At 56.1% G+C, this 23633-nt stretch carries 21 protein-coding genes, 2 pseudogenes and 1 other annotated feature; of the genes and pseudogenes, 8 read left to right on the plus strand and 15 right to left on the minus strand.

Features of this window, described 5'->3' with window-relative positions; genetic code table 11:
• Positions 1-154: 154 nt before the first annotated feature.
• The 13 genes from NL154_RS28970 to NL154_RS29030 all read right to left on the minus strand — a co-directional run bounded on the left by NL154_RS28970 (position 155) and on the right by NL154_RS29030 (position 13386).
• Complete coding sequence (locus NL154_RS28970) at positions 155-1642, minus strand: aldehyde dehydrogenase (protein ID WP_430961113.1); 1488 nt, start codon at positions 1640-1642, stop codon at positions 155-157.
• 328 nt (positions 1643-1970) lie between these two features.
• The gene (locus NL154_RS28975) at positions 1971-2318 is read right to left on the minus strand and encodes a hypothetical protein (protein ID WP_430961112.1); all 348 of its coding nucleotides are present in this window, start codon (positions 2316-2318) and stop codon (positions 1971-1973) included.
• 10 nt (positions 2319-2328) lie between these two features.
• Positions 2329-3168, minus strand: coding sequence for a dioxygenase (locus NL154_RS28980; RefSeq protein WP_430961111.1), 840 nt, complete (start codon positions 3166-3168; stop codon positions 2329-2331).
• Between the two features lie 95 nt (positions 3169-3263).
• Complete coding sequence (locus NL154_RS28985) at positions 3264-4331, minus strand: maleylacetate reductase (protein WP_430961110.1); 1068 nt, start codon at positions 4329-4331, stop codon at positions 3264-3266.
• A 28-nt stretch (positions 4332-4359) separates the two neighbouring features.
• A complete protein-coding gene (folD, locus tag NL154_RS28990; RefSeq protein ID WP_430962016.1) occupies positions 4360-5244 on the minus strand; it encodes a bifunctional methylenetetrahydrofolate dehydrogenase/methenyltetrahydrofolate cyclohydrolase FolD in 885 nt (294 codons plus the stop codon).
• 5 nt (positions 5245-5249) lie between these two features.
• Positions 5250-6134 (minus strand): formyltetrahydrofolate deformylase, encoded by an 885-nt coding sequence (gene purU, locus NL154_RS28995; RefSeq protein WP_430961108.1) that lies wholly within the window; start codon positions 6132-6134, stop codon positions 5250-5252.
• Between the two features lie 113 nt (positions 6135-6247).
• Positions 6248-6952: an ABC transporter ATP-binding protein gene (locus NL154_RS29000; protein ID WP_430962015.1), complete on the minus strand. Its 705-nt coding sequence runs from the start codon at positions 6950-6952 to the stop codon at positions 6248-6250.
• Positions 6945-7694 carry an ABC transporter ATP-binding protein gene (locus NL154_RS29005; RefSeq protein WP_430961106.1) on the minus strand — a complete coding sequence of 250 codons (750 nt, stop codon included), beginning with the start codon at positions 7692-7694 and terminating at the stop codon, positions 6945-6947. The genes NL154_RS29000 and NL154_RS29005 overlap by 8 nt, the downstream gene beginning before the upstream one ends.
• The gene (locus NL154_RS29010) at positions 7694-8680 is read right to left on the minus strand and encodes a branched-chain amino acid ABC transporter permease (protein ID WP_430961105.1); all 987 of its coding nucleotides are present in this window, start codon (positions 8678-8680) and stop codon (positions 7694-7696) included. Before NL154_RS29010 ends, NL154_RS29005 begins: the two co-directional genes overlap by 1 nt.
• Positions 8677-9540: a branched-chain amino acid ABC transporter permease gene (locus tag NL154_RS29015; protein WP_430961104.1), complete on the minus strand. Its 864-nt coding sequence runs from the start codon at positions 9538-9540 to the stop codon at positions 8677-8679. Before NL154_RS29015 ends, NL154_RS29010 begins: the two co-directional genes overlap by 4 nt.
• Positions 9541-9605: 65 nt before the next feature.
• Positions 9606-10775, minus strand: coding sequence for an ABC transporter substrate-binding protein (locus NL154_RS29020; RefSeq protein WP_430961103.1), 1170 nt, complete (start codon positions 10773-10775; stop codon positions 9606-9608).
• Positions 10776-10959: 184 nt separating this feature from the next.
• A complete protein-coding gene (locus NL154_RS29025; protein ID WP_430962014.1) occupies positions 10960-11814 on the minus strand; it encodes a methylenetetrahydrofolate reductase in 855 nt (284 codons plus the stop codon).
• A gap of 156 nt (positions 11815-11970) precedes the next feature.
• Positions 11971-13386, minus strand: a complete 1416-nt coding sequence (locus tag NL154_RS29030; RefSeq protein ID WP_430962013.1) for an aminomethyl transferase family protein — start codon at positions 13384-13386, stop codon at positions 11971-11973.
• Between the two features lie 346 nt (positions 13387-13732).
• Between NL154_RS29030 and NL154_RS29035 the strand changes: the two genes are divergently transcribed.
• From NL154_RS29035 to NL154_RS29055, 5 genes are all read left to right on the plus strand, one after another.
• Entirely contained in the window at positions 13733-14152 is a 420-nt protein-coding gene (locus tag NL154_RS29035; RefSeq protein WP_430961114.1) for a MarR family winged helix-turn-helix transcriptional regulator, read from the plus strand.
• A 55-nt stretch (positions 14153-14207) separates the two neighbouring features.
• Positions 14208-15872, plus strand: coding sequence for an FAD-dependent oxidoreductase (locus NL154_RS29040; RefSeq protein ID WP_430962012.1), 1665 nt, complete (start codon positions 14208-14210; stop codon positions 15870-15872).
• 328 nt (positions 15873-16200) lie between these two features.
• A protein-coding gene (locus tag NL154_RS29045) for an IS3 family transposase (RefSeq protein WP_434734541.1) occupies positions 16201-17303 on the plus strand; the annotation gives its coding sequence in 2 pieces (ribosomal slippage) (positions 16201-16462 and positions 16462-17303; 1104 coding nt in all).
• Positions 17304-17818: 515 nt separating this feature from the next.
• Entirely contained in the window at positions 17819-18109 is a 291-nt protein-coding gene (locus NL154_RS29050; protein WP_434734542.1) for a phasin family protein, read from the plus strand.
• Positions 18110-18280: 171 nt separating this feature from the next.
• The gene (locus NL154_RS29055) at positions 18281-19255 is read left to right on the plus strand and encodes a CobW family GTP-binding protein (RefSeq protein ID WP_430961192.1); all 975 of its coding nucleotides are present in this window, start codon (positions 18281-18283) and stop codon (positions 19253-19255) included.
• Here NL154_RS29055 and NL154_RS29060 read toward each other — a convergent pair.
• Positions 19228-19797, minus strand: a complete 570-nt coding sequence (locus tag NL154_RS29060) for a tyrosine-type recombinase/integrase (protein ID WP_430961191.1) — start codon at positions 19795-19797, stop codon at positions 19228-19230. The two genes, NL154_RS29055 and NL154_RS29060, sit on opposite strands and share 28 nt — an antisense overlap.
• On the opposite strand from NL154_RS29060, the pseudogene NL154_RS29065 reads away from it, so the two are divergent.
• The 3 genes and pseudogenes from NL154_RS29065 to NL154_RS29075 all read left to right on the plus strand — a co-directional run.
• Positions 19760-20066, plus strand: a pseudogene (locus NL154_RS29065) (PfkB family carbohydrate kinase); the annotation flags it as partial. The gene NL154_RS29060 and the pseudogene NL154_RS29065 sit on opposite strands and share 38 nt — an antisense overlap.
• Before the next feature lie 835 nt (positions 20067-20901).
• Positions 20902-21645, plus strand: a complete 744-nt coding sequence (locus NL154_RS29070) for a helix-turn-helix transcriptional regulator (protein WP_416068773.1) — start codon at positions 20902-20904, stop codon at positions 21643-21645.
• 102 nt (positions 21646-21747) lie between these two features.
• Positions 21748-22385: pseudogene (locus NL154_RS29075) on the plus strand (IS3 family transposase); the annotation flags it as partial.
• Positions 22029-22145: a sequence feature (AL1L pseudoknot), on the plus strand. Its footprint overlaps the pseudogene before it by 117 nt.
• Positions 22386-22487: 102 nt before the next feature.
• Here the strand turns inward: NL154_RS29075 and NL154_RS29080 are convergent.
• Positions 22488-23590 (minus strand): IS3 family transposase gene (locus NL154_RS29080; protein ID WP_430961217.1). Its coding sequence is split into 2 segments (ribosomal slippage): positions 22488-23329 and positions 23329-23590, totalling 1104 coding nucleotides; the frame shifts between segments, so codons are not numbered across the junction.
• Positions 23591-23633: the final 43 nt, after the last annotated feature.

Consider the following 23633-nt stretch of genomic DNA (forward strand, 5'->3'; position numbering starts at 1 on the left):
CGAGACTGCTTCAGCGTGAGCACCGAGCCACCTCTTGTATCCGGCCGCGCGGTCATTGAATTGCGCTCTGTAATCTCTTGGCAAGAGGTTATGTGAAGGCATTATTGGCATTGGCCACAGCAGTTAGTACCATTGACCTGGCCGTATTGTGCAATCAAAACGGGTAATGACGTTCTAAGGTCTGTACCGTCATCCAACGCAAATCAGTGAATTCAGCGATGCCTGCCCGTCCGCCGAAACGGCCGATGCCAGATGACTTTACACCGCCGAGTGGCATCTGCGCCTCGTCGTGAACGGTCGGACCGTTTATATGGCAAATACCGCTTTCGATCCGCAACGCCACCTGCCAGGCCCGTGCAATGTCAGCACCGAAGACAGCAGCCGAGAGGCCGTACTCAGAATCGTTGGCAATCGCAATCGCCTCTTCCACATCGTTCACCCGTAGGATCGGTTTGACTGGCCCAAAACTTTCCTCCCGAAAGATACGCATGTCCGGCGTGACATGGTCAATGAGGGTCGCAGGCATCAGCGTCGAATTGCTCTTACCGCCAATAATCACCGTAGCCCCACGGGCGACTGCATCGTCGATTAGCTCGTTGCAGCGCTCCACCGTCGAGTGATTGACCACCGAACCTAGGACGACCGGCCCTCGACGGGGATCGCCCGCAGGCAGCGTTTTCGTCTTCGCCACCAGCTTCTCAACAAAGCCGTCGGCGATCTTCTCGTCGACAATTATCCGCTCCGTGGACATGCAGATCTGGCCCGAGTTCATGAATGCGCCGAAAGCTGCCGCCTGAACCGCAGCATCCACGTCGGCATCGTCGAGAATGATAAGGGGGGCCTTGCCACCGAGCTCAAGCACAACGGGCTTCAGATATTTCGCGCAGGTCAGGGCAACCGCGTGACCGATCTTCGTTGAACCGGTGAAGCTCACCCGCCGCACCGCCGGATCAGCGACCATCGCCTCAAAGATGCGGCTGGCGTCGGCAGGTGCGTTGGTAATGTAATTGACAACCCCAGGAGGCAGTCCACCTTCGGCCATCGCCTCGATGACTAGGCCGTGGGTGCGGGGGCACTGCTCCGAACCTTTGAGAACAACAGTATTGCCGCAAGCAAGCGGCGCCGCAATCGCCCGGACAGCGAGGATGACCGGCGCGTTCCAGGGCGCAATGCCCACAGTAACACCTGCAGGCACCCGTACTGCCATCGCCAGCGAACCGCGCACGTCCGAAGGAATGACTTCGCCACCGATCTGGGTCGTCATAGCCGCGGCTTCTTCCAACATGTCAGCTGCGAGATGCACGTTGAAATCGGCCCAGACGTGGGTCGCGCCGATCTCAGCCTTCATCGCATCGGCAAAATCAGTATGCCGAGCGCGGATGCCGGCCGAAGCCTTCATCAGCATGTTGCGCCGCTCGTGAGGTCCGAGCTTGGCCCAACGCGCAAACGCGCTGTGCGCTGCCCTCACTGCAGCGATTGCATCCGCCTCGGTCGCGGCAGGCGCCGTGCTCACTATCTCCCCACTGATGGGGTTACCCCGCTCGAAGACTGCCCCGTTCGACGCGCCTCTGAACTGATTGTTGATAAAAAGCCCAGTTTCGAGAACCTTGTCTCGGTCGGGATCTGCAAGTATGCTGCTCATATCGTACTTCTCCCCTAGTATCTAAGCCGCCATTTCTGGCTCGCATCCGCACGCCGACATATGGGAAACAATTGTCCCCCTGTAGCATCGCCACGCAATTTAGTTCGGATAGCTGACCATATTGCATCCTGCCTGTCAACGTAACGCCTGATAATGCAGCGCACTGCAGACGCTATTTGGCGACTTACACCAAATCCGTCGAAAAGATTCGTCAGTTTTCGTGACCATATTTGCGCGTATCTAACCGCTGTTGAAAGTGGCAAGCCATAATTGTGGGCTTAGGCCTTATCCTATTCGCGCACGCCAGCCTTTCAGAACCCAGTGGTAATCATACGGTGCACGGCCCCTTCGCGGCGACATAAGTGGCCGGATCGAGTTGCGATATCCGAACCGCAACTCCGCTGCTCGCTGCCGCCGCGACCAACACTTGGATTTCGCTAGCAAGGTCCATGAGTTTTTGACGCGTCCTATCTACGTTCGGCAGGATGGAAAGCTCGACGTTCACGGCAGGTTGGTTGACCATCCCGAACACCTGAATAACGGCAAACTGGCAAGCGCTAATGTCGACGTTCAGCCTCTCGCACAAGAGCATGCTTAGTGGTCCCAAGGCAGCCTCGATGTCGCGATGAGCTCGTTCTGGCAACGACCGATCGACATGGATCTTCATGTTCGGCATGACTATGACCTCACAGCGGGTTAAGAACAAAGTCAAACCGCGAACGCCATTCCGCTTCGCCGCCTTGAATACGCTCCAATGGCGCAATCAGCGTGTCTTTGACACCAAAGACGGCGTCAGATGAAAGATACTCGTCATCACCGACGAATGTGTGAGTAACAAGCTTTTGAAACCCGCTGGCTGTCACGATGTAATGCATGTGTGCCGGCCTGTATGGATGCCGGCCGAGATGCTTCAACATTCGACCTACAGGGCCATCGGCCGGAATGGGGTAGGAAACCGGTTTGATCCCGATGAATCTGTAGCGCCCGTCTGCGCCGGTTACGAACTTCCCGCGATTATTCCACCTTGGCTGAATATCGGGCTGTTGCACATCGTAAAAGCCTTCAGCATTGTCCGACCAGACATCTATGATCGCTCCCTCAATCGCGTGTCCTTCCAGATCGACCACGGTGCCTTCGAAGACACAGCTCTCCCCCTTGCCGTCGAGCGTTATGCGGTCGCCTATCCGGCGATTGGGGGCCCCGGCAACATGGAATGGTCCAAGGACCGTATTCTGAGTGGCACCCGGCTGACGCCGGTTGGTGATGGCATCCACCAACATGGAGACGCCAAGTGTGTCAGACAGCAAGATAAATTCCTGGCGCTCGTCAGAGCAAATCTGTCCGGTATCGGTCAGAAACCGGATTGCCGTTTCCCACTCTTGCTGAGAAATGCAAGCTTCCTTGATGAAGGCATGCATATGTTTCACAAGCAAGCTCATGATCTCCCGCATGCGAGGATCGACATCGGCGGCCATGCGGCCGTTAACGATCTCGACCGAAGCTTCTTCGCTGAAATACTCTGCCATGCCGTTTCCTCTCATGTGAGAATTTGCGCCGCCGTCTTCCGAATACTTGACTGCTGCGACGGCGGGACTCGGTTTTTGTTCAGGATCGTTTAGGATCATCGCGAACCAGGCCTCGCCCCTTCCCATGCCATCTGAAGCATCTTGCGAAGTGGCGTGGCTTCTACTGGACGTGGATTCCAGTAGGCGTTTTGCATGCATTTATCTGTCGCCTTATCCAAGTCCTCGGCGGTCAATCCTAAGTCTTGAAGCCTCGTCGGTGCCCCGATCGAGAGCGCAAAATCGTAGAGGCCCGCAGCCGCGCGTTCCGTCCCCATCAATTCAGCGACTGGTGCAAGGAGATTAGGGACAGCCTCTTCCGTATAAGCCACCGTATGCGGAAGAAGAATGGCGTGAGTTTCCGAATGCGGCAAATCAAAGCTGCCGCCCAGCGTGTGGCAGATCTTGTGATGCATCGCCATTCCGACAGCACCCAATACAACACCACAGAGGCAAGACCCGTACAGTGCATCCGCACGGGCCACTGGATCTTCGGGACTACCAATGATGTTGGGCAGCGCCTTGCGCAGCGCTGCGATGCCTTCCATCGCCATCATCGAGGAAAGCGGGTTCCGATCATGAGCGTAGAGTCCTTCGACGGCGTGTGCCATCGCGTTCAAGCCGCTCGTTACGCTCATGTTGGCTGGAAGACTATAGGTGAGCTCTGGGTCGTAGATTACGGTCTCCGGTAGAACCGAAGGATCACGAACCGTGGTCTTTATGCCGTTCTCTGTCTGACCAAGGATCGGCGTCACCTCGGATCCTGCATAGGTGGTAGCGATGACGAGCTGAGGGGCATCATTCCGATATGCGATGGCCTTACCAAGACCAATCGTTGAACCTCCCCCGAACGAAATCAAGCAATCGGCACCTGCTTCGGAGTAAGCATCAAGGGCTTTGTTCGTCACATCCACAGGGGTGTGCATAACGGCACCGCTGAAGACGCCCACACAGACTGTTCCCAATCGCTCTGCGAGCCTTCTCGCGTCCGCTTCCTGATTGGAAGTGGATAGGATCAGAGCCCTATGCCGACCAAGGTTACTTAGTTCGTCAGTCACCTTAGCAACGGTTCCGGCACCAAACACTATGCGAGGAATAGTGCCTTTGTAGATAAAGGGTTCGCGCATGTTCTTCTTGTCTCCGGTCCTGTTAGGTTCACTCGCGTGCGGGAATGCGGGCTGCGGTCAACGTATTTGCCATGAGCATTGCGATCGTCATGGGCCCTACCCCACCTGGAACAGGAGTGATGGCTCCGGCGACAGCGGCGCATTCGTCGAAGGCTACGTCTCCAACCAATCGTGACCTTCCCTGACCGTTCTCCGGCGCGGGAACCCGATTGATGCCGACGTCGATGACGGTCGCGCCGGGCTTTAGCCAGTCTGCCCGTACCATCTCTGCTTGTCCAACAGCAGCAACAAGAATATCCGCCCGACGTGCGAAAGATGGCAGGTCGCGACTTCGCGAATGAGCCATGGTCACGGTAGCGTTGGCGTGCAGGAGGAGCTGCGCCATTGGCTTGCCGAACAGGTTCGAACGGCCGATGACCAGCGCATTTAGGCCGGAGAGGTCACTGCCGTGGATCTGGCACACCAGGATCATGGCACCCGCCGGTGTGCAGGAGATGAGACCGGTCTTCAGATCGCCGGTGGCGAGCTTGCCGGCATTGACAATGTGCAGGCCGTCGACATCCTTTTCCGGCAGGATCGACTGGATGACGGGTTCGCTCTCGAGGTGCTTTGGAAGCGGCAACTGGACGAGGATGCCGTCAATCTCGGGATCGGCATTCAGCGACGCGACCAGCGCCATCAGATCTTCCTGCGACGTTTCCTCGGGCAGCGTGTGCTGGACCGAATTAAAGCCGCATTGCTTGGCCGTGCGGCTTTTGGCGCCGACATAGGCGTGGCTCGCCGGATCATCCCCGACGATGATCACCGCGAGACCGGGCTTGCGATGACCTGAATCTTGCAGAGTTGCTGCTGCGGAGGTGACCGCCTCTATCACCGAAGCGGCGGCTGCCTTTCCGTCGATGATCACAGTCATCGTCATTACCCCATGCGCTCGGAGGCGTAGGATCCAGGGCTTGGCGGGAAGACAATGGTCCTGTTTCCGTTGATGAAAGTGCGATGGTGGATATGGGCATGGATGGCCCGCGCCAGAACCTGAGCTTCCACGTCACGCCCAAGCGACACGTAATCATCGGGCGACTGCGCATGTGTCACGCGCACTGTGTCCTGCTCGATGATCGGACCTTCGTCGAGATCAGCCGTCACATAATGGGCAGTCGCACCAATCAGCTTCACACCGCGCTGATAGGCCTGTTTGTAAGGGTTGGCACCCTTGAAGCTCGGCAGGAAGGAATGGTGGATGTTGATGATCTTGCCGGACATCTTCTTGCAAAGGTCATCGGAAAGAACCTGCATGTAACGGGCGAGAACCACAAGCTCCGTGCCCGTCTGCTCCACCACATTCATCAATTGTGATTCCGCTTGCGGCTTGTTTTCCTTCGTCACCTTGATGTGGTGGAAGGGAATATCGTGGTTCACGACGACCTTCTGGTAATCGAAGTGGTTGGACACCACGCCGACGATATCAATCGGCAGCGCGCCGATCTTCCAGCGGTAGAGCAGATCGTTCAGGCAATGGCCGAAGCGAGAGACCATCAGCATCACCTTCATGCGCTCGGCGGAATCGAAGATATCGGCCTGCATGGAAAACTTCTGCGCGATAGGGTTAAGACCTTCAATCACGGCATCTCGCCCGACGCCCTGCTCCGAGATGAAGGAGATGCGCATGAAGAATCGGCCTGTGTCGAAGTCATCGAACTGCGATGAGTCCACGATGTTGCAACCCTTCTCCGCCAGGTAACCCGAAAGTGCAGCTACGATGCCGCGGGTCGTACTGCAGGAAACCGTCAAGACGTAATTCTTCATCCCATCCCCGTATCTGTTGTGGCCCTTAGGAACATTCTCGGCCGTTTCCGTCAGGCGCTTTAGCCTTCTGAATCCCTCAAAGCTGCCATACGTGATCTATCGCCCCGCCTGGGCTAGCGCGCAGAAAGCCCGATGTGTCGGTCGAGTTTGCTACGGTCGCCGGTCAGCTTTGCCGTCTTTTCCTGAAGGACAATCTTGCCTTGATCGAGCGCAATAACCCGCTCTGCGAACTTGAGCGCGAGGCCGACATGCTGTTCCACCAGCACGATCGTGTGACCTTTGTCTGCAAGCTTGTGAAACACCTCCATCAACATTTCACAGATGACAGGCGCCAGCCCCTCGAGCGGCTCATCAAGCAAAATAATCTCCGGTTTTCCCAAGAGGGCGCGGGCGATGGACAGCATCTGCTGCTCGCCGCCGGAGAGCTGACGTCCGCCATTAGATCGGCGCTCCTTTAGGCGGGGAAACAGATCATAAGCCTCTTCAATGGTGGACCCGTTGCGAAGTCCGGCGACCAAGTTCTCCTCGACCGTCAACGATCCAAAGATGTCACGGGTTTGTGGCACGATACCAATCCCCAGTCGGGCCCGTTGATGCGAGGCGAGCGTGTTGATGGTCGTCCCTTTAAGGCTGATAGTTCCAGCGTGTTGCCGCGTCTGACCCATGATTGTGGAAAGCAAGGTGGTCTTACCAACGCCGTTTCTTCCCACGATCGCAAGCCGCTCCCCTTTCGGTATCCGCAGCGAGATATTGCGGATGACATGCGTGTCACCATAGCCCGCGACCACTCCCTCCATCTCCAAAAGGATGTCAGACATGCCCCGCTCCCAGGTAGAGTTCCCGAACCTGATCATTTGCGACCACCTCGTCGGACGTGCCCTCCATCAGGATTGCTCCATTCACCAGGACGATAATGCGGTCAGCGACCTCAAATACAAGTTGCATGTCATGCTCAATGATAAGAACCGAGAGATCAGAGGGAAGCCGCTTGATCGCCTCCACCACCAGATGGCTTTCACTTGAGGGCACGCCTGCTGCTGGCTCATCGAGAATAAGAACCTTCGGCTTGACAGCGAGTGTCAGTGCCAGTTCCACCAGTCGCTGCTGCCCATATGCCAAGTCGCGCACCGGCTTGTCGGCCAACGACAAGATATTAAGGTGTTGCATCAATCCGACGATTTCAGCTTCGATTTCGCTCCACCCGTCCGCACGGCAGAAGATTTGACGCGTGCGCCCTTCCCGTTCCAGTATCGGAAGCCGCAGGTTCTCGCGAACGCTCAGGTCGCGGAAGAGATTAGTAATCTGGAAGGTTTTCGCGATACCCGCCCTCACCCGAGCAGCTTCGTTCAGGGAGCCGATGTCCTGGCCATTCAGCATGATTTTACCTGATGTCGGCTTCAGTACACCTGTGAGGAGATTTGCAAAGGTGGTCTTGCCCGCACCATTAGGTCCGATCAGCGCGGTGCGGGAGCCTTGCGGTAGTGTGAGGGTCAGATCCCGGGCGACCTGCAGGCCTCCGAAACTTTTGGTAAGTCCAGCAATGACGAGTCCGTCACCCATCATGTCCTCCTCAGCAATTGGCTCACACGAGCGGGCAGCGAAATCAGGCCCTTCGGAAGGACAAATACGACGAGGATAAGCATGATGCCGATCACGAAGAGCCAGTTGAACGGATCCACGCTTGCCGCGAGATGATGGACCACCATGAACAGCAAGGTACCGATCAGCGCCCCATAGAGCCGCCCGGCTCCTCCGAGGATCAGCATCACCATGACCTCGGCAGACAAGGAAAAATTGAATACTTCAATGCCGACCAGTCCGGTCACTTGTGCAGCAAGCGCCCCGGCAGTCCCGGCAATAGCGCCAGCAAGGACGTAGATCGTCACCTTCCGTCGATAGACTGGCGTGCCGATTGCCCGCATCCGGCTGGCACTACCGTCAATGCCACGAAGCGCGAGCCCGAACGGAGAATTTATTAGAACCTGGCAGAGCAGCAGAACCACTACAAGTACGCATACGCTGTAAATAAAGGCAACCTGACCAACGAAATCGAATTCGAACAACCCCAATAGTGGTTGAACCGAAATTCCGGCCAAGCCGTCGGCCCCGCCTGTCAGCCACCTGGCCTGGGATGCGATCTCCTGAAGCACCATGGTCACGGCAATTGAAATCATCAGCAGCGAAATGCCGTGCGTTCTGAGGAGGACAAGTCCCGAAATCCAAGCCATCAGCGCGCCGGCTGCGCCGCCCGCCACAATCCCTAGCAACGGATCGGGTGAGAGATGAAGGGCGATCAGTCCTGCGGCGTAAGCACCACAGCCATACATGGCAGCGTGACCAAGCGTCGCTATTCCAGCCTGGCCCAGGATCAGGTCGAAGGATACGACGAATATCATCATGATCACGATACGGGTCAAGAAAGAAAGGTCGTAGGGAAACACCAAGAAGGCAAGCGTCGCACCGACCACAACGCAAATGGACGAGGCGAGGAGGCTCAAGGCGTAAGTTGCGCGCTTTGGTAGCGTGGGGAAAATATGAGCCGTCATTGCGCTTTCCCCATCAGACCGTTGGGTCGAAGAGCAAGTAGCACCGCAATCGCCATGAAAAAGAAGATGGTACCGATGCCCGGCAACAGGTAACGTCCTGCCGTATCAAGGATCCCAAGGCCAATCGAAGCCCAGAAGGAGCCGGGTATGCTTCCGAGTCCGCCGACAGAGACAACAATCAGGAACAGCACCATATAGCGAAGCGGATAATAAGCTTCGATTGGAAGCAGCTCCGCACCGAGGATGCCTCCGACCGCCGCAAGACCGGCGCCAAGGGCGAATGCGCCAAGATAGACGAGCGGCGTGTTGATGCCGAGCGAAGCTGCCGCAGTCTTGTTGTCGACGGCTGCCCGCAAATAGATGCCTAACCTTGTTTTTTCCATCAGGAGCCAGAGCCCGGCCAGAACTGACAAGCCGCAAATGATCACGATCAGCCGGTGGAACGGCAATGTTCTGAATCCAAGATCGATCGGCGTCGCGAAGATAGCCGGGGCACCGAGTGACAGGATCGTGGAGCCTAGGAAAAGATTAACAGTTGCGATCATGATGAAGACTATTCCAATGGTCGCCAGCACCTGCCCCAACTCGTTGAAACCATAGATGTGTCGATAGAAGAGCCGTTCCAGAAGCACGGCGATCAAAACAACCGCGAGCACGGCTCCCAGGAGAGCAGCAATGAACGGGACGTCAAAGCGTGTGGTGAGAATATGAACGGCCGCGCCGCCGAACAGGGCAAACCCGCCGTGCGCAAGATTGATGATGCGCATGAGGCCCATCGTGATCGAAAGTCCGACGGAAATCATGAACAATATCATTCCATACGCGACGCCATCCACGGCGATACTTAGAATGAGAGACATTCTCTAACCTAAAATCGAGGGGTCGGACTTTGCGTGGCGGATCCTTCCGCCACGCACACCGTGGGTCAGGGATTGAATCCAAGGTCAGGTACATTCGGAACCGTCGCAAACTCGCGATTGACCAGTTTGCCGTCCACGCCTTTTTCGACGCGTCGAAGATAGACGTTCTGCACCACTGTTCGGGAGACGGGATCCATCTTGACGGGTCCCCGCGGGCTCTCCCACTCCATGCCCTTTGCCGCCTCTATCGCCTTTGCTCCGTCAGACCCTGCAGCCTTGATCATACGATAGATCAATTCCACTCCGTCATAGGCACCGATGGACGCCATGTTGGCGCGAGAACCTGGATGCAGCTCCTCCAGCTTTTTGACAAAGCTTTTGTTAAGCGCGGAATCGTGGACATCCGAATAATGGTATGCGGTCACGAGCCCAATGGACTGATCTCCAAGCGCATCCAGCGTGGTCTCGTCGGTCTCGCCACCGCCAAGAAAAGAAATGCCGGCTGCTTTCAAGCCATTTTCATTGTAAGCTTTGGTAAAAGCGAACGTTGCCGGCCCCACCGGCAGGAACGTAAACACGGTATCGGCGCCGGAGCTTTTGATGCGCTGCATGAACGGTGCAAAGTCATTTGTCTGGAGCGGCATGCGGATCTTTTCAACAACGACCCCGCCACCTCTCTCGAACGAGGCGGAAAAGGCGGTTTCCGCATCAATGCCGGGATTGTAGTCGGAAACGGCAGACACCACCTTTTTCGCGCCGTTTTTCGCCGCCCACTCTGCTGCCGGCTGAGCGATCTGCGTCAGCGTGAAACTGGTGCGGAGAAAAAATTCCGACTGTTTGTTGATTGATGATGTCGCCGCATTGAAAATCACCGCAGGCACTTTGGCCTGCTTGGTAAGGGGAGCGACCGCGACAGCATTGGGGGTAAAGTCGAAGCCCGCAAGATACTTTACCCCTTCACGAACCAGAAGTTCCTGAGCGGCCGCCTTGCTGGCGTCTGCATTGGGGCCTCCTACGTCCTTGTAGATGAATTGAACTTTGTGGCCAGCAACCTGGTCCCCGTGCTGGGCCACGTATACGTCAATGGCTTCGCGAAACTGCTTGCCCCAAATTGCATTCGGCCCTGAAAAAGTGGCAATAACCCCTACCTTTATGGTTTCAGCGCGAACGGCCGCACCAGTTATGGAAAACGCTGCAGTCGCTACGAGACAGAGCGTGAATTTCGAAACTTTCATGTGGTTCCTCCCAACCGGAAAAGCGTCCGGACGCTTGACGCTGCAGCGTCATTTCCTCCTATTTAATTCGTACGGTTTCCGTACTACTTGGTCAAGCATGGACGCAAAGGGCAATCACCTTGCCAGGTTTTCCGGGCTTTTTATCACGCAGACTGGTACACATTCCTGACTAAATAAGGGGTGATCACCCTCGGAAGTTCCTCATCCACGTGATGGTCTTGCTCACTCCCCCAAATGGATAGAAATGCATGCCCACATCCCCGTAGGCACCGCCTCTCAATGCGCCGTTATATTCGCGCACCAGGGCATCGGGACCCGCATTCGACAGCAATTGAGCAATCGACAGCCCGTATTTTTTGAGCACAGCCGTTGAAGCGGAGACGCCGCAGAGCGCCGCAAATTTCAACAAGGTTTTCACATTTGCCGGTCCCGGAATGCCAACATGGATCGGATTGTCGATACCCAATTGGCGGAGCCCATCGATCCACGTAAGCATGGGTTCAGAAGCAAAGGAAAACTGAGTGAATATCGACCACTCGATTTTCGCCGCTTCCAGGATTTGTCGCTTTTCCAGCAGCGCCTCGCGGAGTGCGGCAGCGCTTTGGACCGGATGTCCTTCCGGATGCCCGGCTATGGAGACATGCCTGATGCCATGATGTTGAAGGATACCGCTACGCAAGATTGTAGCGGTATCCCGGAACGGGCCATTGGGAGGATCGGCATCGCCCGCGATAATGAGCAGTCGGCTGACCTGCGCTTCGCTCACAAGAGCGGACAACATTCGTGATAGTGCGTTCTCCGAACTTAGTCGTCTCGCGGCTATGTGGGGCACGGGCTCGTAGCCCGCCTGGCGAACTATTCTGGCCGCAGCAACCCGGTCGTGGTCGCTCTCCTTCGAGAGGAAGGGCACAGAAACGATTGTACCCTTTGGGACTGCATTGGATAAAACCGTCAAATCATGGATATCCTTGGCCGTGACCTCCAGCGAAATGCCAGGCAGCACATCATTCTGGTGACCAAGATCTATTGCGTGTGACATAGCCAAATGAACCCTATTCCGCCTGTGAACGCACAGCAGAAGCGCCATTGCATTGAGGAGTCATGTGTTTCGGCAGTAGCAGAGTCTTCGCGCGGACCTGCTGAAGCAGATCCGATGTTCGCTCGAACGCGCGCCGAGCGAACATCGAGCAAATTATCAGCTAATTGCTGCCCGTTTCATTTTCTGCACCGAACTTGCATAAGGAACGGGTGCCACGACCGCCCTGACCTTGAACTGCTGGTGCCGCTCGACATGCGGCTTGCGCGATCCGCCCCCTGGCTCACCCCACGTAATCGTAACTTCAGTTCCAGGGGCAGCACTCGGAGTGCTGAGCATGGCAAGAGACAGCATCTCGCCTTCGTTGTTGCTGTATCCACAATGGCAGGAGTGACCGACGAGCGCGCCATCCAGGGAGCAAACTTCATCGAACTGAGGCCAGCCATAGTAGGCGACGGGCAAATCGATGGCTTTATATCGCGGCCCGTCCCCAAGCGCGGACGCAAAGATTGCTGCAACGTCGTCTCGGTTCCATACCAGCGTGACCTTCTGGCGACGCTTCTCGGCAGCGGTTGCTTCCAAAGCTTCACGACCCACGAAATCGTGGTCGAACTTCAGAATATGTCCGTAGCCCAAATCCCATGGAGTAACATAGTAATCCTCGATATTGTCCGAGACGAAACTCCCACCGAGTTGGGCGTTCGCCTCCCAACCATTTCCAGACAACCATTCGCGGAATCCGCGCAATTCCTCACCAGTATATATCCCCGGCAGGGGGTAAGGCATCCAGCCAAATTCGAAGATGGTGCTGAAATAGGTCTTCGTGCCACCCTGCTTAAGACCGTGCTTCTTCCCGGCCCGTAGGAAAGCGGCCCGTACCTTTTCCATATCTTCGTACGGACCGGACAGCTCGGCGCCGAGGTGACCTGCCATGCCGTGACGCAGGACGAGTACATTGCATCCGTCGATCTTGACCTTCGCTGTCCGGAAGAAAGCAATTTCCGGGGCACCCCCTTCGACCACCTCGTTGAATATCAGACCTGCATTGGGCCCTTCCAACTGGAAACGATAGAACCAGCGTCTGCCGGTCGGATTATAAGGGGTGGGGTCGTCGCGCTCGATTGTAACGTCGTAGCCTCCGGCTTCTGCGTTGTACTGTACCCAGTTTAGGACGGGCATGCCGCTGATGAGTTCGAATAGATCTTCGGCAAGTCTGTAGACGACGCAATCACCGATCACATGGCCACGAGGCGTGCAGGCGACAAATTGTTTGGCCCGGTCAATGGTGAAATTCGCCAAGCTGTTGATGCCGAGCTTCTCGAGCAGCCGAAATGCATCAGGCCCACGAAGCATCAGTTCGGGCATATGGTGCGACTGATCGAACAGAATGGCAGATTCACGCCATGCGCGCTGCTCATCCCGCCAATTGGTAAACTCAGGCGGGATGAATGCCGCGGTAAGACCCGTTCGAGCACGGTAATGAGGGGCAAGAGTATCATTATGAAAATATTCAACGAGATTGGATTTCTCATCGACCAGAGCCTGTAGTGATCGTCCGCCGTTCGCCTTCACCATTTTTCGAGCATCCTCCCGGTAATTCGCTCTGCCGAGCAATTTCATTGTGTCTTGATGACGTGCCTGTAAAGCCAGCTTGCCCGAAGTAACATGCACCTGGGATGCCGAAGCATTACCAGCTTCACACCTATCGAAGCCACGGCTCACCCTCCGCACACCTTCCTCCAAGGCACCCATTTAGTACGGTAACCTGACCATATCGATTCGAGCTGGCTTATGTCAATCAGTTTAAGGAACGGGCTGGAAAAATAGTTGCGGCAGGCTTACTCGTGTAAATGACAGCACTCAGGGGTGGTACAAAATGATTTTCCGAAACGTATGGCGCAGGAACAACATCGGCCGCCGGATGAACGAAGCGGTGCGGATCTTCGAGAACAGAATTATCGATAATCTCAAAGCGAAGGGACACGATGAACTCACTGCAGCCCATATCAACCTGACCCGAAACCTGGACGAGGACGGGACCAGACTGACGGAGCTCGCCCGCCGCGCCTCTCTGACAAAGCAGTCGATGAGCGAGCTGGTGGATCAGGTAGAGCGGACGGGGCTCATCGAAAAGCGCCGCGATCCTGCCGACGGCCGAGCCAAGCTCGTCTGCTTCACAGACAAGGGTCTCGTCTGGCTAGAGGCGTTTCATCAAAGTCTTGAAGTGGCAGAACGCGAAATGCGTGACCATTTGGGCCCGGCACTGGTCGACCTGATCGTGGAGGCTCTAGGAAAGTATGTAGAGGGACAAACTCGAAAAGACAGCGATCAATTCGGTTGACATTGGTCTGGTTTCCTTACTAATTTCCCTCCCAAAGGATCTGGGAGGTTTTTCTGTGGCTCACGAAGTTTTCGATGTCGTGATCGCCGGCGGCGGTCCGTTCGGACTGGTACTGGCGCTTGAACTTGGACGCAGAGGCGTTTCTGCGGTCCTCTTTGACGAAAAGGCCTCGACAGCCTTCAACCCGCAAGCTAACGCCACTCAAGCGAGAACCATGGAGCATTTTCGGCGGCTCGGTATTGCCGATGAGATTCGAGCGCTTGGCATGCCCGAGGATTTTCCAACAGACATAGCCTACTTCACTCGGTACGCTCACCACGAGCTAGCTCGCTTTCGACTGCCCTCGGCCAAGGAAGCGCGCGAGAAGATCAAAACGATGACCGGGCCGTGGAACGCTGCAGAACTACCTCACCGCGTCTCTCAGAAATTCGTAGAGCGTGTTCTGCGTGAGCATGCAGAATCTCTGCCGACTATCTCCGTCAACTACGGCTGGCGAGTCACCCAGTTCAAAGACGTCGGCGACGCTGTTACCGTGTCTGCGACTGAAGTCGGAACAGAGAACACCCGCTTCGCAACCGCAAAGTATCTTATTGGAGGAGATGGAGCGAAGAGCTTCATACGACGCACGCTTGGTATCCGGTATCAAGGCGATGGCGGTGCCGTCAGAGATTTCTTTGGCGGAAAAATGTTTGCGCTCTATCTCCGGTGCCCGCAGTTCTACGAGGTCGTCCCGTTTGCGCCGGCATGGATGAACGTGGCGTTCAATAGCGAACGTCGAGCCTTCATGGCCGCGGTAGATGGCAAGGGGGAATTCGCTTTCCACACGCAGTTGAAGGACGCAGAAAGCGAAGAGGATATTTCCGACGCACTGGCATTGGAAATTTTTCGATCAGTTGTCGGTTATCCCGTGGAGGCCGAAATTCTTTCTCGCGGCAGTTGGACGGCGGGTTTCGCCCTTGTAGCTGAGAAGTTCCAGGCCGGACGAATTTTTCTCGGCGGTGACGCGGTGCATCTGTTCACGCCTGCGGGCGGGCTCGGATACAATACTGCCGTTGACGACGCGGTCAATCTTGGTTGGAAACTTGCATCTGTGGTCAAAGGAGTTGCACCACCATCTCTACTCGATACCTATGAACTGGAGCGGCGTCCAGTTGCGATTAGGAATACAGGCTTCGCGAAGGCGTTCGCTGAGTCTATCGGAAACTATTTGCCGAAGCCTGATCTTGAGGCGGATTCAGATCTTGGGGCGAACTTGCGTCGCGAAGCTGGCGCTTATCTCGAGGCGCATGGGAGATCCGAATTCAACATACCCGGCGTGACCTTCGGTTCGCGCTATGACAATTCGCCGACAATCCTCTCTGAGCAGAATGACCCCGGACCGGATCTTCCGGATGTCTATGTGCCCAATGCCGCGCCTGGTGGAAGAGCGCCGCACATCTGGCTCGATACCCACACCTCGCTCTTCGACCGTTTTGGATTTGAATGGACGCTTTTGAGACTTCGCCTGTCGTCGACTGGTGATGCATTGATCACCGCGGCAAGGAAAGCCGGAATGGACCTGGCGATCTTAGACATCGACAACGAGCAACTTTTTGAGCTCTACGGTGAGCCAATAGTGCTCATTCGTCCTGACCAGATCGTCGCCTGGCGAGGAGATGATGGTTGCGATGCCTCAAGGGTTATCGGGACAGTCTTGGGCCATCTCATGTCAAAGCACTAAATAACGGCGGCAAGAAAAATCTGGTGGATGGTGACGTTCAAGACACCCGTCGATAGGGCAGCACGCCAGGATCTCGACAGACACCAGCAAGAGTTGAGCGCCAGTTCTGCCAGCCTAAAGGCCGTGTCGGCGTAGCCGAGCGCGGCCTCCCGAGCGCAAACTGGCAGCGCTCTTCCACCACCACACGCCGGGAAAGCCGAGTCCGTATTTTGGAAGCTCTTGCGGCCGGGCCAGCTTGTCCCAATAGGTGATCTGAACCCTTCAAACTGGACCAGTTTTGGTTAGAGTTTCCGGTGCATTTTCCTGGCTGGGAAAGGAACGGAAGACGATGAAGGCATCGCAGTTTTCGGACGCCCAGAAGGCGTTCATTCTGAAGCAAGGCGACGAAGGTGTGCCCGTTGCAGAGATCTGCCGCAAGGCGGGGATCAGCCAGGCGACCTATTTCAACTGGAAGAAAAAATATGCCGGCATGTTGCCGCCGGAGATGAAGAAGCTGAAGCAGCTCGAGGACGAGAATTCGCGGCTGAAGAAGATTGTCGCGGACCTGACGCTCGATCGTGAGATGCTGCAGGACGTCATTCGCCGAAAGCTCTAAGGCCTGCTCGCAAGCGGGAGATGGTGAAGGGCATGTGCCGGGATTGGGCGATCTCGATCCGGCGTGCCTGTGGGGCGCTGAACTTCGATCGGTCAACCTACCACTACACCTCTCGTCGTGCCGATCAGGCCGGTCTGGAACGTCGTATCCGTGAGATCTGTGAGACCCGTGTCCGCTACGGTTATCGTCGTGTGCAGGTACTGTTGGAACGCGAGGGTTGGGGTACCAACATCAAGCGGACCTACCGCATTTACAGGGACTTGGGCCTGCAATTGCGTAATAAGACACCGAAACGCCGGGTCAAAGCCAAGCTGAGGGAAGGTCGGCAAATGGCAGTCGGTCCGAACGATGTCTGGGCTATGGACTTCGTTCACGACCAACTCGCGACCGGCAAGAAACTGCGGGTGCTCACGGTGGTGGATACCTTCTCACGCTATGTGCCGGTGCTCGATCCGCGTCACAGCTATCGAGGTGAAGATGTCGTGCAAACCTTGGAACGAGTATGCCGGAACGTTGGCTATCCCAAGACGATCCGTGTCGATCAGGGGACCGAGTTCGTGTCTCGCGATCTCGATCTCTGGGCCTATGCTAAGGGCGTCACGTTGGACTTCTCACGCCCTGGAAAACCGACCGACAACGCCTTTATAGAAGCGTTCAACGGCCGCTTCCGCGCCGAATGCCTGAACCAACACTGGTTTCTGACCCTTGCGGATGCCCGCGAAAAGATGGAGGATTGGCTTAGATACTATAACGAAGAACGGCCTCATGGCGCGATCGGCAACAAGGTGCCGATATCGCTGATAAATTCGGGAAGCGCAACCAGCCCGCCTCCCTGAAAGAAGCCGGAAAACTCCAGCCTTCGCTGGTCCAACGTTTGGGGGCGGTTCAGAAAACCCAAGACTCTCCCGAAAGCTGGAGGGACGATGGGTCTCAGGTCAAAGACGTCAGGCTTACACCTTGGCTGAGATGCTACACATGCGTCGTGTTTGTCGGCTCTCCGCCGCAAGGATTGACTTACGTGTCTGCGGCGAAAGGCTGATATCAAAGCAAAAATCCTATTCCTGCTCTCAGTCTCACGCGTTGGCACAAGTCTTGAAGTATATGGTGAGCCGATCGGCGGTGCGCCGATCACAAAAAGGCAAAAAACGGGAAACAGTCACGACCGTTTCCTCCCTTTTGGTCATTCATCGGAGATAAGTCTATGGTCAGGACCTCAGACAACCCCACTGAAAGAATCGACAGCCGATCCCCTGAAGCGACTGGATACCCTCGCGTCGCTGCCACGAGCGCAACCGCAAGCCTGGAGGGCGGCATTCAGACCCTCACCTCAAGCGCTCGCGCAGGTCAAGAAATGCAGAGACAGATCTCAGAAATCACAGTTCGGGCCGGCAAGGAACTATCGTTGCGATCAACAGCAGCCCTGCAAGCGACTATCGAGGCCGACCTAGGTCACCTTCAGGCGTTAGCTGCAGCAAAAACGCCCTCTCAGACTTTCGAACTCCAATCGAAGTTCGCCCGGGAACGACTCGAACTAGCCTTCGGCCATGCGAGAGATTTTCAGGCCATAGCGTCGAAATTTCTGATAGACATAAACAACTCATTGAGAGGAATGTTCGACACATCCTCCCTGGCTTCGGAATAGCCGCGCGGGTTGCCCGGCACTTAGCCGCCTGTCATGCCGTCCGAATCTGCTCGGCATCCAGGACAGGGCAGAGAACGCAAACAGCGAGGAATGATATCGGTCATTCCTCGGACTCCCACAATGCGCCTCCGATCGGGCAGATCGGATGTTGCTGCAGTATTGGAGGCTGTCATGGAAAGACTCAAGGCGACCATTCTGACCGGCTTTCTTGGGGCTGGCAAGACAACGCTGCTCAACCGAATTCTGGCCGAGCGGCATGACGAACGCATTGCCGTGGTCATCAATGAATTTGGTGACGTCGGTATCGATGGCAGGCTTGTCATCGAAACAACGGCGGAAGTTGTAGAACTGAACAACGGCTGCATCTGCTGCACGGTTCTTGACGACCTGATCGGCGCACTTCACGATATCCTCGCGTCCGATCGCATGTTCGATCGCATTGTCATCGAAACCTCGGGTTTGACCTGGCTCGCGCCTGTTATCGAGTCCTTCGTAGTGGACGAGGTCTTGTCGAAGTATGTTCAACTCGATGCGATTGTCGTTGTGGTCGATGCTCGTCATGTCAGTCGGCAGTTCGGCCACGACGAAGCCACTCTGCAGATTAGCCTTGCCGATGTCATCCTACTCAATACAACCGACCGCGTCTCCAGCAACGAGCTTGCTGTGGTTGAGAGACGCGTCCGACAGCTTAATCCGCTGGCTCGGCTCCTTCAGACGAAGGATTGTGAAGTCTCTATGGGCGCTGTCTTGGACATTGGCGCTTTCGATCTCAAGAACGTCTTGTCGAAAGCGCCGTTCATCCTCGAGAACCATTATCATGAACATGACCAAAACCTTTCTTGTGTCGCGCTGCGGCAAGCGGAACCGCTGGATCCGACAGCCTTCGATAGCTGGCTGAACCACCTCGCGCAGGTGAAGGGAACCGACATGCTGCGTATAAAAGGGGTGGTGAATTTCGCTGGCGCAGCCTACCGTTATGTCTTGAACGGCGTTTATCTGATGCGCGAATTGCGTGCTGGAAAACCATGGAGGAAAGATCCCCGCCTCACCGAGATCGTCTTGATTGGTCGAGATCTCGATGAGTCAGAGCTGCGCCGTGGGCTCCAGAGGTGCTCCCCTCAAGGGATTGCAACCTTGACGAATTGAAGAACTGCGCCCTCACTGGTTTGCGGTCGCGTTAGTTTCAAGCGCCGCTCCGACCTGATGCAGAGGCCAGAGCGGCGCTTTTCGAGAAGGTAGCTGTCGCCGCGGATGGTATTCAACGTTGATTGGTGCAGCAGGCGATTGAATATCGCGGTGACGCTCGCATTCTCCCGCGGAGTTGTTTGAGGTGTCGATGCGTGCATCGGTACAAGACGGGACTTTCTGAACTTCGTTCCGCGGATCGTCAACACCGCAGCGTCGAAATCAACGTCCGCGAGCTTGAGGTTTCGCGCCTCGCCGAGCCGCAAACCGGAAACGCTCAGCAGACCGAACAGACAATAATATGTCCATGGCCTGAGGTTGCAGCGGGTATATCGACGGCATCTCCAGAGCGGCCGACAGGAGGCGTTGGATGTCTTCCTCGAATAGAGATATGGTCGAGCCCGCTTCGGGCGAAAGGAAGCAAGCTGCTTGGGGGAATCTGAGTTCGCGGATCGGCGGCGGCTCGAGGAAGCGCTCGATGCCGTTCGCAGGGATTGCAACATTGGCGTTGTGACACGCGCCGAAAGAGGATCATTGATCGTTTACGGGAAGGAGACAGTGATCATCAAGGCGACGGACATCACAGAACTGGTCGACACGACGGGCGCCGGGAACTTCTACGCTGCCGGCTTCCTCTACGGCTATACGAGCGGGCGTAGCCTCAAGGATTGCGGTGATCTGCGATCCTTGGCGGCAGGACTCGTTATTCAACAGATCCGTCCGCCCTCGGCAAAATCTCCGCCGCGAGGCTGAGCAGGCAGGGTTGCTGTAACGCCAGTGACCTGACCGCACGGGGCGGCGAGTTAATTTGTGTCATGACTGGATCATTCTGCAATTGAAGCGTGGGAGGATTGGACCAAGCCGCTGAGGGGGGAGTCGGCGCGTGCGGGGGCTTCGTCGCGGCATCGAAGGCGCCGATCCGTTGATCGAGCTGAGTAAATGCTTGCAGCATGTCGCCAACACGCCCCCTCAGCTAACACTCTTCTGACGCGAGAGGAAATTCTCCCTGCCTGAAGCAAGGCATGACGAAACGGCGCGCCGCGTAATGGACGGAGCTCGCCGTAGCGATTGGTGATGCGCAACCACCTTCCGGCGCGGTCGCGATCTCGCTGCTTGGTCAGGTTTTGCTCCGCGCGGATGACCAGTGGAAGTGCGCAGTCTAGTATCACGAGCGCGATCTGTGTAAATTTCGTAGCGCCGCCGATTGTGCAGTTCCGCTTTGTCGTGGTCCGCCCGTCATCGACATGTCCGATACTCCTGTCGCCTTTGTCTGTATTGAGACGCAGGCGTATGTGATACGCGCTCCCTGATTATTGAGCCAACCGGCCGAAAAGTAACCATAAAGCGTTCGATTTGACTAAAGCAGCCGTAATTGGCACGAGCCTTGAATCTTCCAATCGGCGGCGGCGAGTTGCCGAGCTGTTTTATATCGCCGAACTCCAATTGATGGGCCGAGGAGGGGAGGAACATGTGAGTGCTACGTGAGATCGGGCTACGGAAAGAGGCGATCGGCGAGTCCACCGCCTCGCGAATTCTGAACGACCTACAGTCTCACTGGAATACACACGTCACCACGCAGCTAGTGGAACAACGCGATGGAGCTCAAAGTGAACGGAGAAATCTCGGCGATCTCAAATGTAATGTCGGATTTTTTTTCAGAGACATCTAGCGCGACAAGCAAGGATGCCCTGTTGTTATCATTTGGCAAGATTTCACGATACTTTGGATTTACCAGCTTTGCGATCTCCGGGATACCATCGCCTAACGAGCGTATCGATCCCTATTTGTTTTTCAGCGATTGGTCAGGGGAGTGGTTCGACCGCTATTTGGAAGGCAACTTCGTACACATCGACCCAGTGGTCCACCTCAGCAAAACATGCGATCGCGCATTTATATGGTCGGAGGTTCTGATAAATCAAAAGCTCGATCGACAGGGCCGGCGGGTCATGAACGAGGCTAGCGAATTCAAGATGATCGATGGCTACACCATTCCTTTGCATACCGCCGCTGGATTTCAGTCGATAGTCAGCTTTGGAGCTGAAAAGGTCGACTTATCGAACACCGCTAGAAGAGCTCTGTATGTGTTATCAGCTTACGCGCATAGTTTGCTTCGTGATCAGATCGTGAAAGACGCGAAACAAAAGGCTAAAGAACTTCCTAGGATTACAGCAAGAGAGCGCGAGATCATACATTGGTGCGCCGCTGGTAAGACGGCGATAGAGATCGCTAAGATCCTGGGGCGATCGCATCGAACAATTCAAAATGAGGTTTTCAACGTTCAACGAAAGCTCGATGTCGTAAATACACCTCAGATGGTCGCCGAAAGTTTTCGGTTCGGAATAATTCGCTAAAGTCAATGCCAGAGGCACAACTGCTCAAATGCGGCGATACCCAAGGCGCTGAACCGCGCCGGGTTTGCCGGAGGCTCCAACTTCTGAGAAGGTGGAGCCGATATGAGCAAGACAACGAACAAATTTTCACCTGAAGTCCGCGCCCGTGCTGTGCGGATGGTTTTGGATCACGAAGGCGAATATTCCTCGCGATGGGCAACGGTTTCCTCGATCGCCGCCAAGATCGGCTGCACGGCGCAGACGCTCAATGAATGGGTGAAGAAGGCGGAAGTGGACGATGGTTCCCGGCCTGGGCTCCCAAGCGAAGTGGCCGAGAAGATGAAGGCTCTGGAGCGGGAGAACCGCGAGCTTCGACAGGCCAATGAGATACTGCGCAAAGCGTCCGCTTATTTCGCGATGGCGGAGCTCGACCGCCCATTGAAGCGATGATCTTCTTCATCGACGAACACCGCTCGGTATTCGGGGTCGAGCCGATCTGCAAGCTGCTGCCGATTGCCCCATCAACCTACTACGAGAACGTTGCCAAACGCCTGGACGTGGACCGGTTGTCGGTCCGCGCCCGCAGCGACATTGCATTGAAGATCGAGATACGCCGCGTCTTCGAGGCGAACTTCCGTGTCTACGGCGTGCGCAAGGTCTGGCGGCAATTGAAGCGGGAGGGCTTCGACATAGCCCGCTGCACCGTCGCCCGGCTCATGCGATCGATGGGACTTCAGGGTATCATCCGGGGCAAGCCAATTGACCTGCCACGGGTAATTTCCTCCAGAATGGATTAGAGTCCGGCCCATTGTGAACCGCCCCCAAACGTTGGACCAGCGAAGGCTGGAGTTTTCCGGCTTCTTTCAGGGAGGCGGGCTGGTTGCGCTTCCCGAATTTATCAGCGATATCGGCACCTTGTTGCCGATCGCGCCATGAGGCCGTTCTTCGTTATAGTATCTACGCCAATCCTCCATCTTTTCGCGGGCATCCGCAAGGGTCAGAAACCAGTGTTGGTTCAGGCATTCGGCGCGGAAGCGGCCGTTGAACGCTTCTATAAAGGCGTTGTCGGTCGGTTTTCCAGGGCGTGAGAAGTCCAACGTGACGCCCTTAGCATAGGCCCAGAGATCGAGATCGCGAGACACGAACTCGGTCCCCTGATCGACACGGATCGTCTTGGGATAGCCAACGTTCCGGCATACTCGTTCCAAGGTTTGCACGACATCTTCACCTCGATAGCTGTGACGCGGATCGAGCACCGGCACATAGCGTGAGAAGGTATCCACCACCGTGAGCACCCGCAGTTTCTTGCCGGTCGCGAGTTGGTCGTGAACGAAGTCCATAGCCCAGACATCGTTCGGACCGACTGCCATTTGCCGACCTTCCCTCAGCTTGGCTTTGACCCGGCGTTTCGGTGTCTTATTACGCAATTGCAGGCCCAAGTCCCTGTAAATGCGGTAGGTCCGCTTGATGTTGGTACCCCAACCCTCGCGTTCCAACAGTACCTGCACACGACGATAACCGTAGCGGACACGGGTCTCACAGATCTCACGGATACGACGTTCCAGACCGGCCTGATCGGCACGACGAGAGGTGTAGTGGTAGGTTGACCGATCGAAGTTCAGCGCCCCACAGGCACGCCGGATCGAGATCGCCCAATCCCGGCACATGCCCTTCACCATCTCCCGCTTGCGAGCAGGCCTTAGAGCTTTCGGCGAATGACGTCCTGCAGCATCTCACGATCGAGCGTCAGGTCCGCGACAATCTTCTTCAGCCGCGAATTCTCGTCCTCGAGCTGCTTCAGCTTCTTCATCTCCGGCGGCAACATGCCGGCATATTTTTTCTTCCAGTTGAAATAGGTCGCCTGGCTGATCCCCGCCTTGCGGCAGATCTCTGCAACGGGCACACCTTCGTCGCCTTGCTTCAGAATGAACGCCTTCTGGGCGTCCGAAAACTGCGATGCCTTCATCGTCTTCCGTTCCTTTCCCAGCCAGGAAAATGCACCGGAAACT

The sequence above is a fragment of the Rhizobium sp. YTUHZ044 genome (genome assembly GCF_051123975.1).
Taxonomy (GTDB): domain Bacteria; phylum Pseudomonadota; class Alphaproteobacteria; order Rhizobiales; family Rhizobiaceae; genus Rhizobium.

Bases quoted from the DNA above. Each gene is read 5' to 3' on its own strand.
- NL154_RS28970 (WP_430961113.1), bottom strand. From the start codon at position 1,642: ATGAGCAGCATACTTGCAGATCCCGACCGAGACAAGGTTCTCGAAACT.
- NL154_RS28975 (WP_430961112.1), bottom strand. From the start codon at position 2,318: ATGCCGAACATGAAGATCCATGTCGATCGGTCGTTGCCAGAACGAGCT.
- NL154_RS28980 (WP_430961111.1), bottom strand. From the start codon at position 3,168: ATGGCAGAGTATTTCAGCGAAGAAGCTTCGGTCGAGATCGTTAACGGC.
- NL154_RS28985 (WP_430961110.1), bottom strand. From the start codon at position 4,331: ATGCGCGAACCCTTTATCTACAAAGGCACTATTCCTCGCATAGTGTTT.
- folD (WP_430962016.1), bottom strand. From the start codon at position 5,244: ATGACTGTGATCATCGACGGAAAGGCAGCCGCCGCTTCGGTGATAGAG.
- purU (WP_430961108.1), bottom strand. From the start codon at position 6,134: ATGAAGAATTACGTCTTGACGGTTTCCTGCAGTACGACCCGCGGCATC.
- NL154_RS29000 (WP_430962015.1), bottom strand. From the start codon at position 6,952: ATGTCTGACATCCTTTTGGAGATGGAGGGAGTGGTCGCGGGCTATGGT.
- NL154_RS29005 (WP_430961106.1), bottom strand. From the start codon at position 7,694: ATGGGTGACGGACTCGTCATTGCTGGACTTACCAAAAGTTTCGGAGGC.
- NL154_RS29010 (WP_430961105.1), bottom strand. From the start codon at position 8,680: ATGACGGCTCATATTTTCCCCACGCTACCAAAGCGCGCAACTTACGCC.
- NL154_RS29015 (WP_430961104.1), bottom strand. From the start codon at position 9,540: ATGTCTCTCATTCTAAGTATCGCCGTGGATGGCGTCGCGTATGGAATG.
- NL154_RS29020 (WP_430961103.1), bottom strand. From the start codon at position 10,775: ATGAAAGTTTCGAAATTCACGCTCTGTCTCGTAGCGACTGCAGCGTTT.
- NL154_RS29025 (WP_430962014.1), bottom strand. From the start codon at position 11,814: ATGTCACACGCAATAGATCTTGGTCACCAGAATGATGTGCTGCCTGGC.
- NL154_RS29030 (WP_430962013.1), bottom strand. From the start codon at position 13,386: ATGGTGAAGGCGAACGGCGGACGATCACTACAGGCTCTGGTCGATGAG.
- NL154_RS29035 (WP_430961114.1), top strand. From the start codon at position 13,733: ATGAACGAAGCGGTGCGGATCTTCGAGAACAGAATTATCGATAATCTC.
- NL154_RS29050 (WP_434734542.1), top strand. From the start codon at position 17,819: ATGCAGAGACAGATCTCAGAAATCACAGTTCGGGCCGGCAAGGAACTA.
- NL154_RS29055 (WP_430961192.1), top strand. From the start codon at position 18,281: ATGGAAAGACTCAAGGCGACCATTCTGACCGGCTTTCTTGGGGCTGGC.
- NL154_RS29060 (WP_430961191.1), bottom strand. From the start codon at position 19,797: ATGTTGCAATCCCTGCGAACGGCATCGAGCGCTTCCTCGAGCCGCCGC.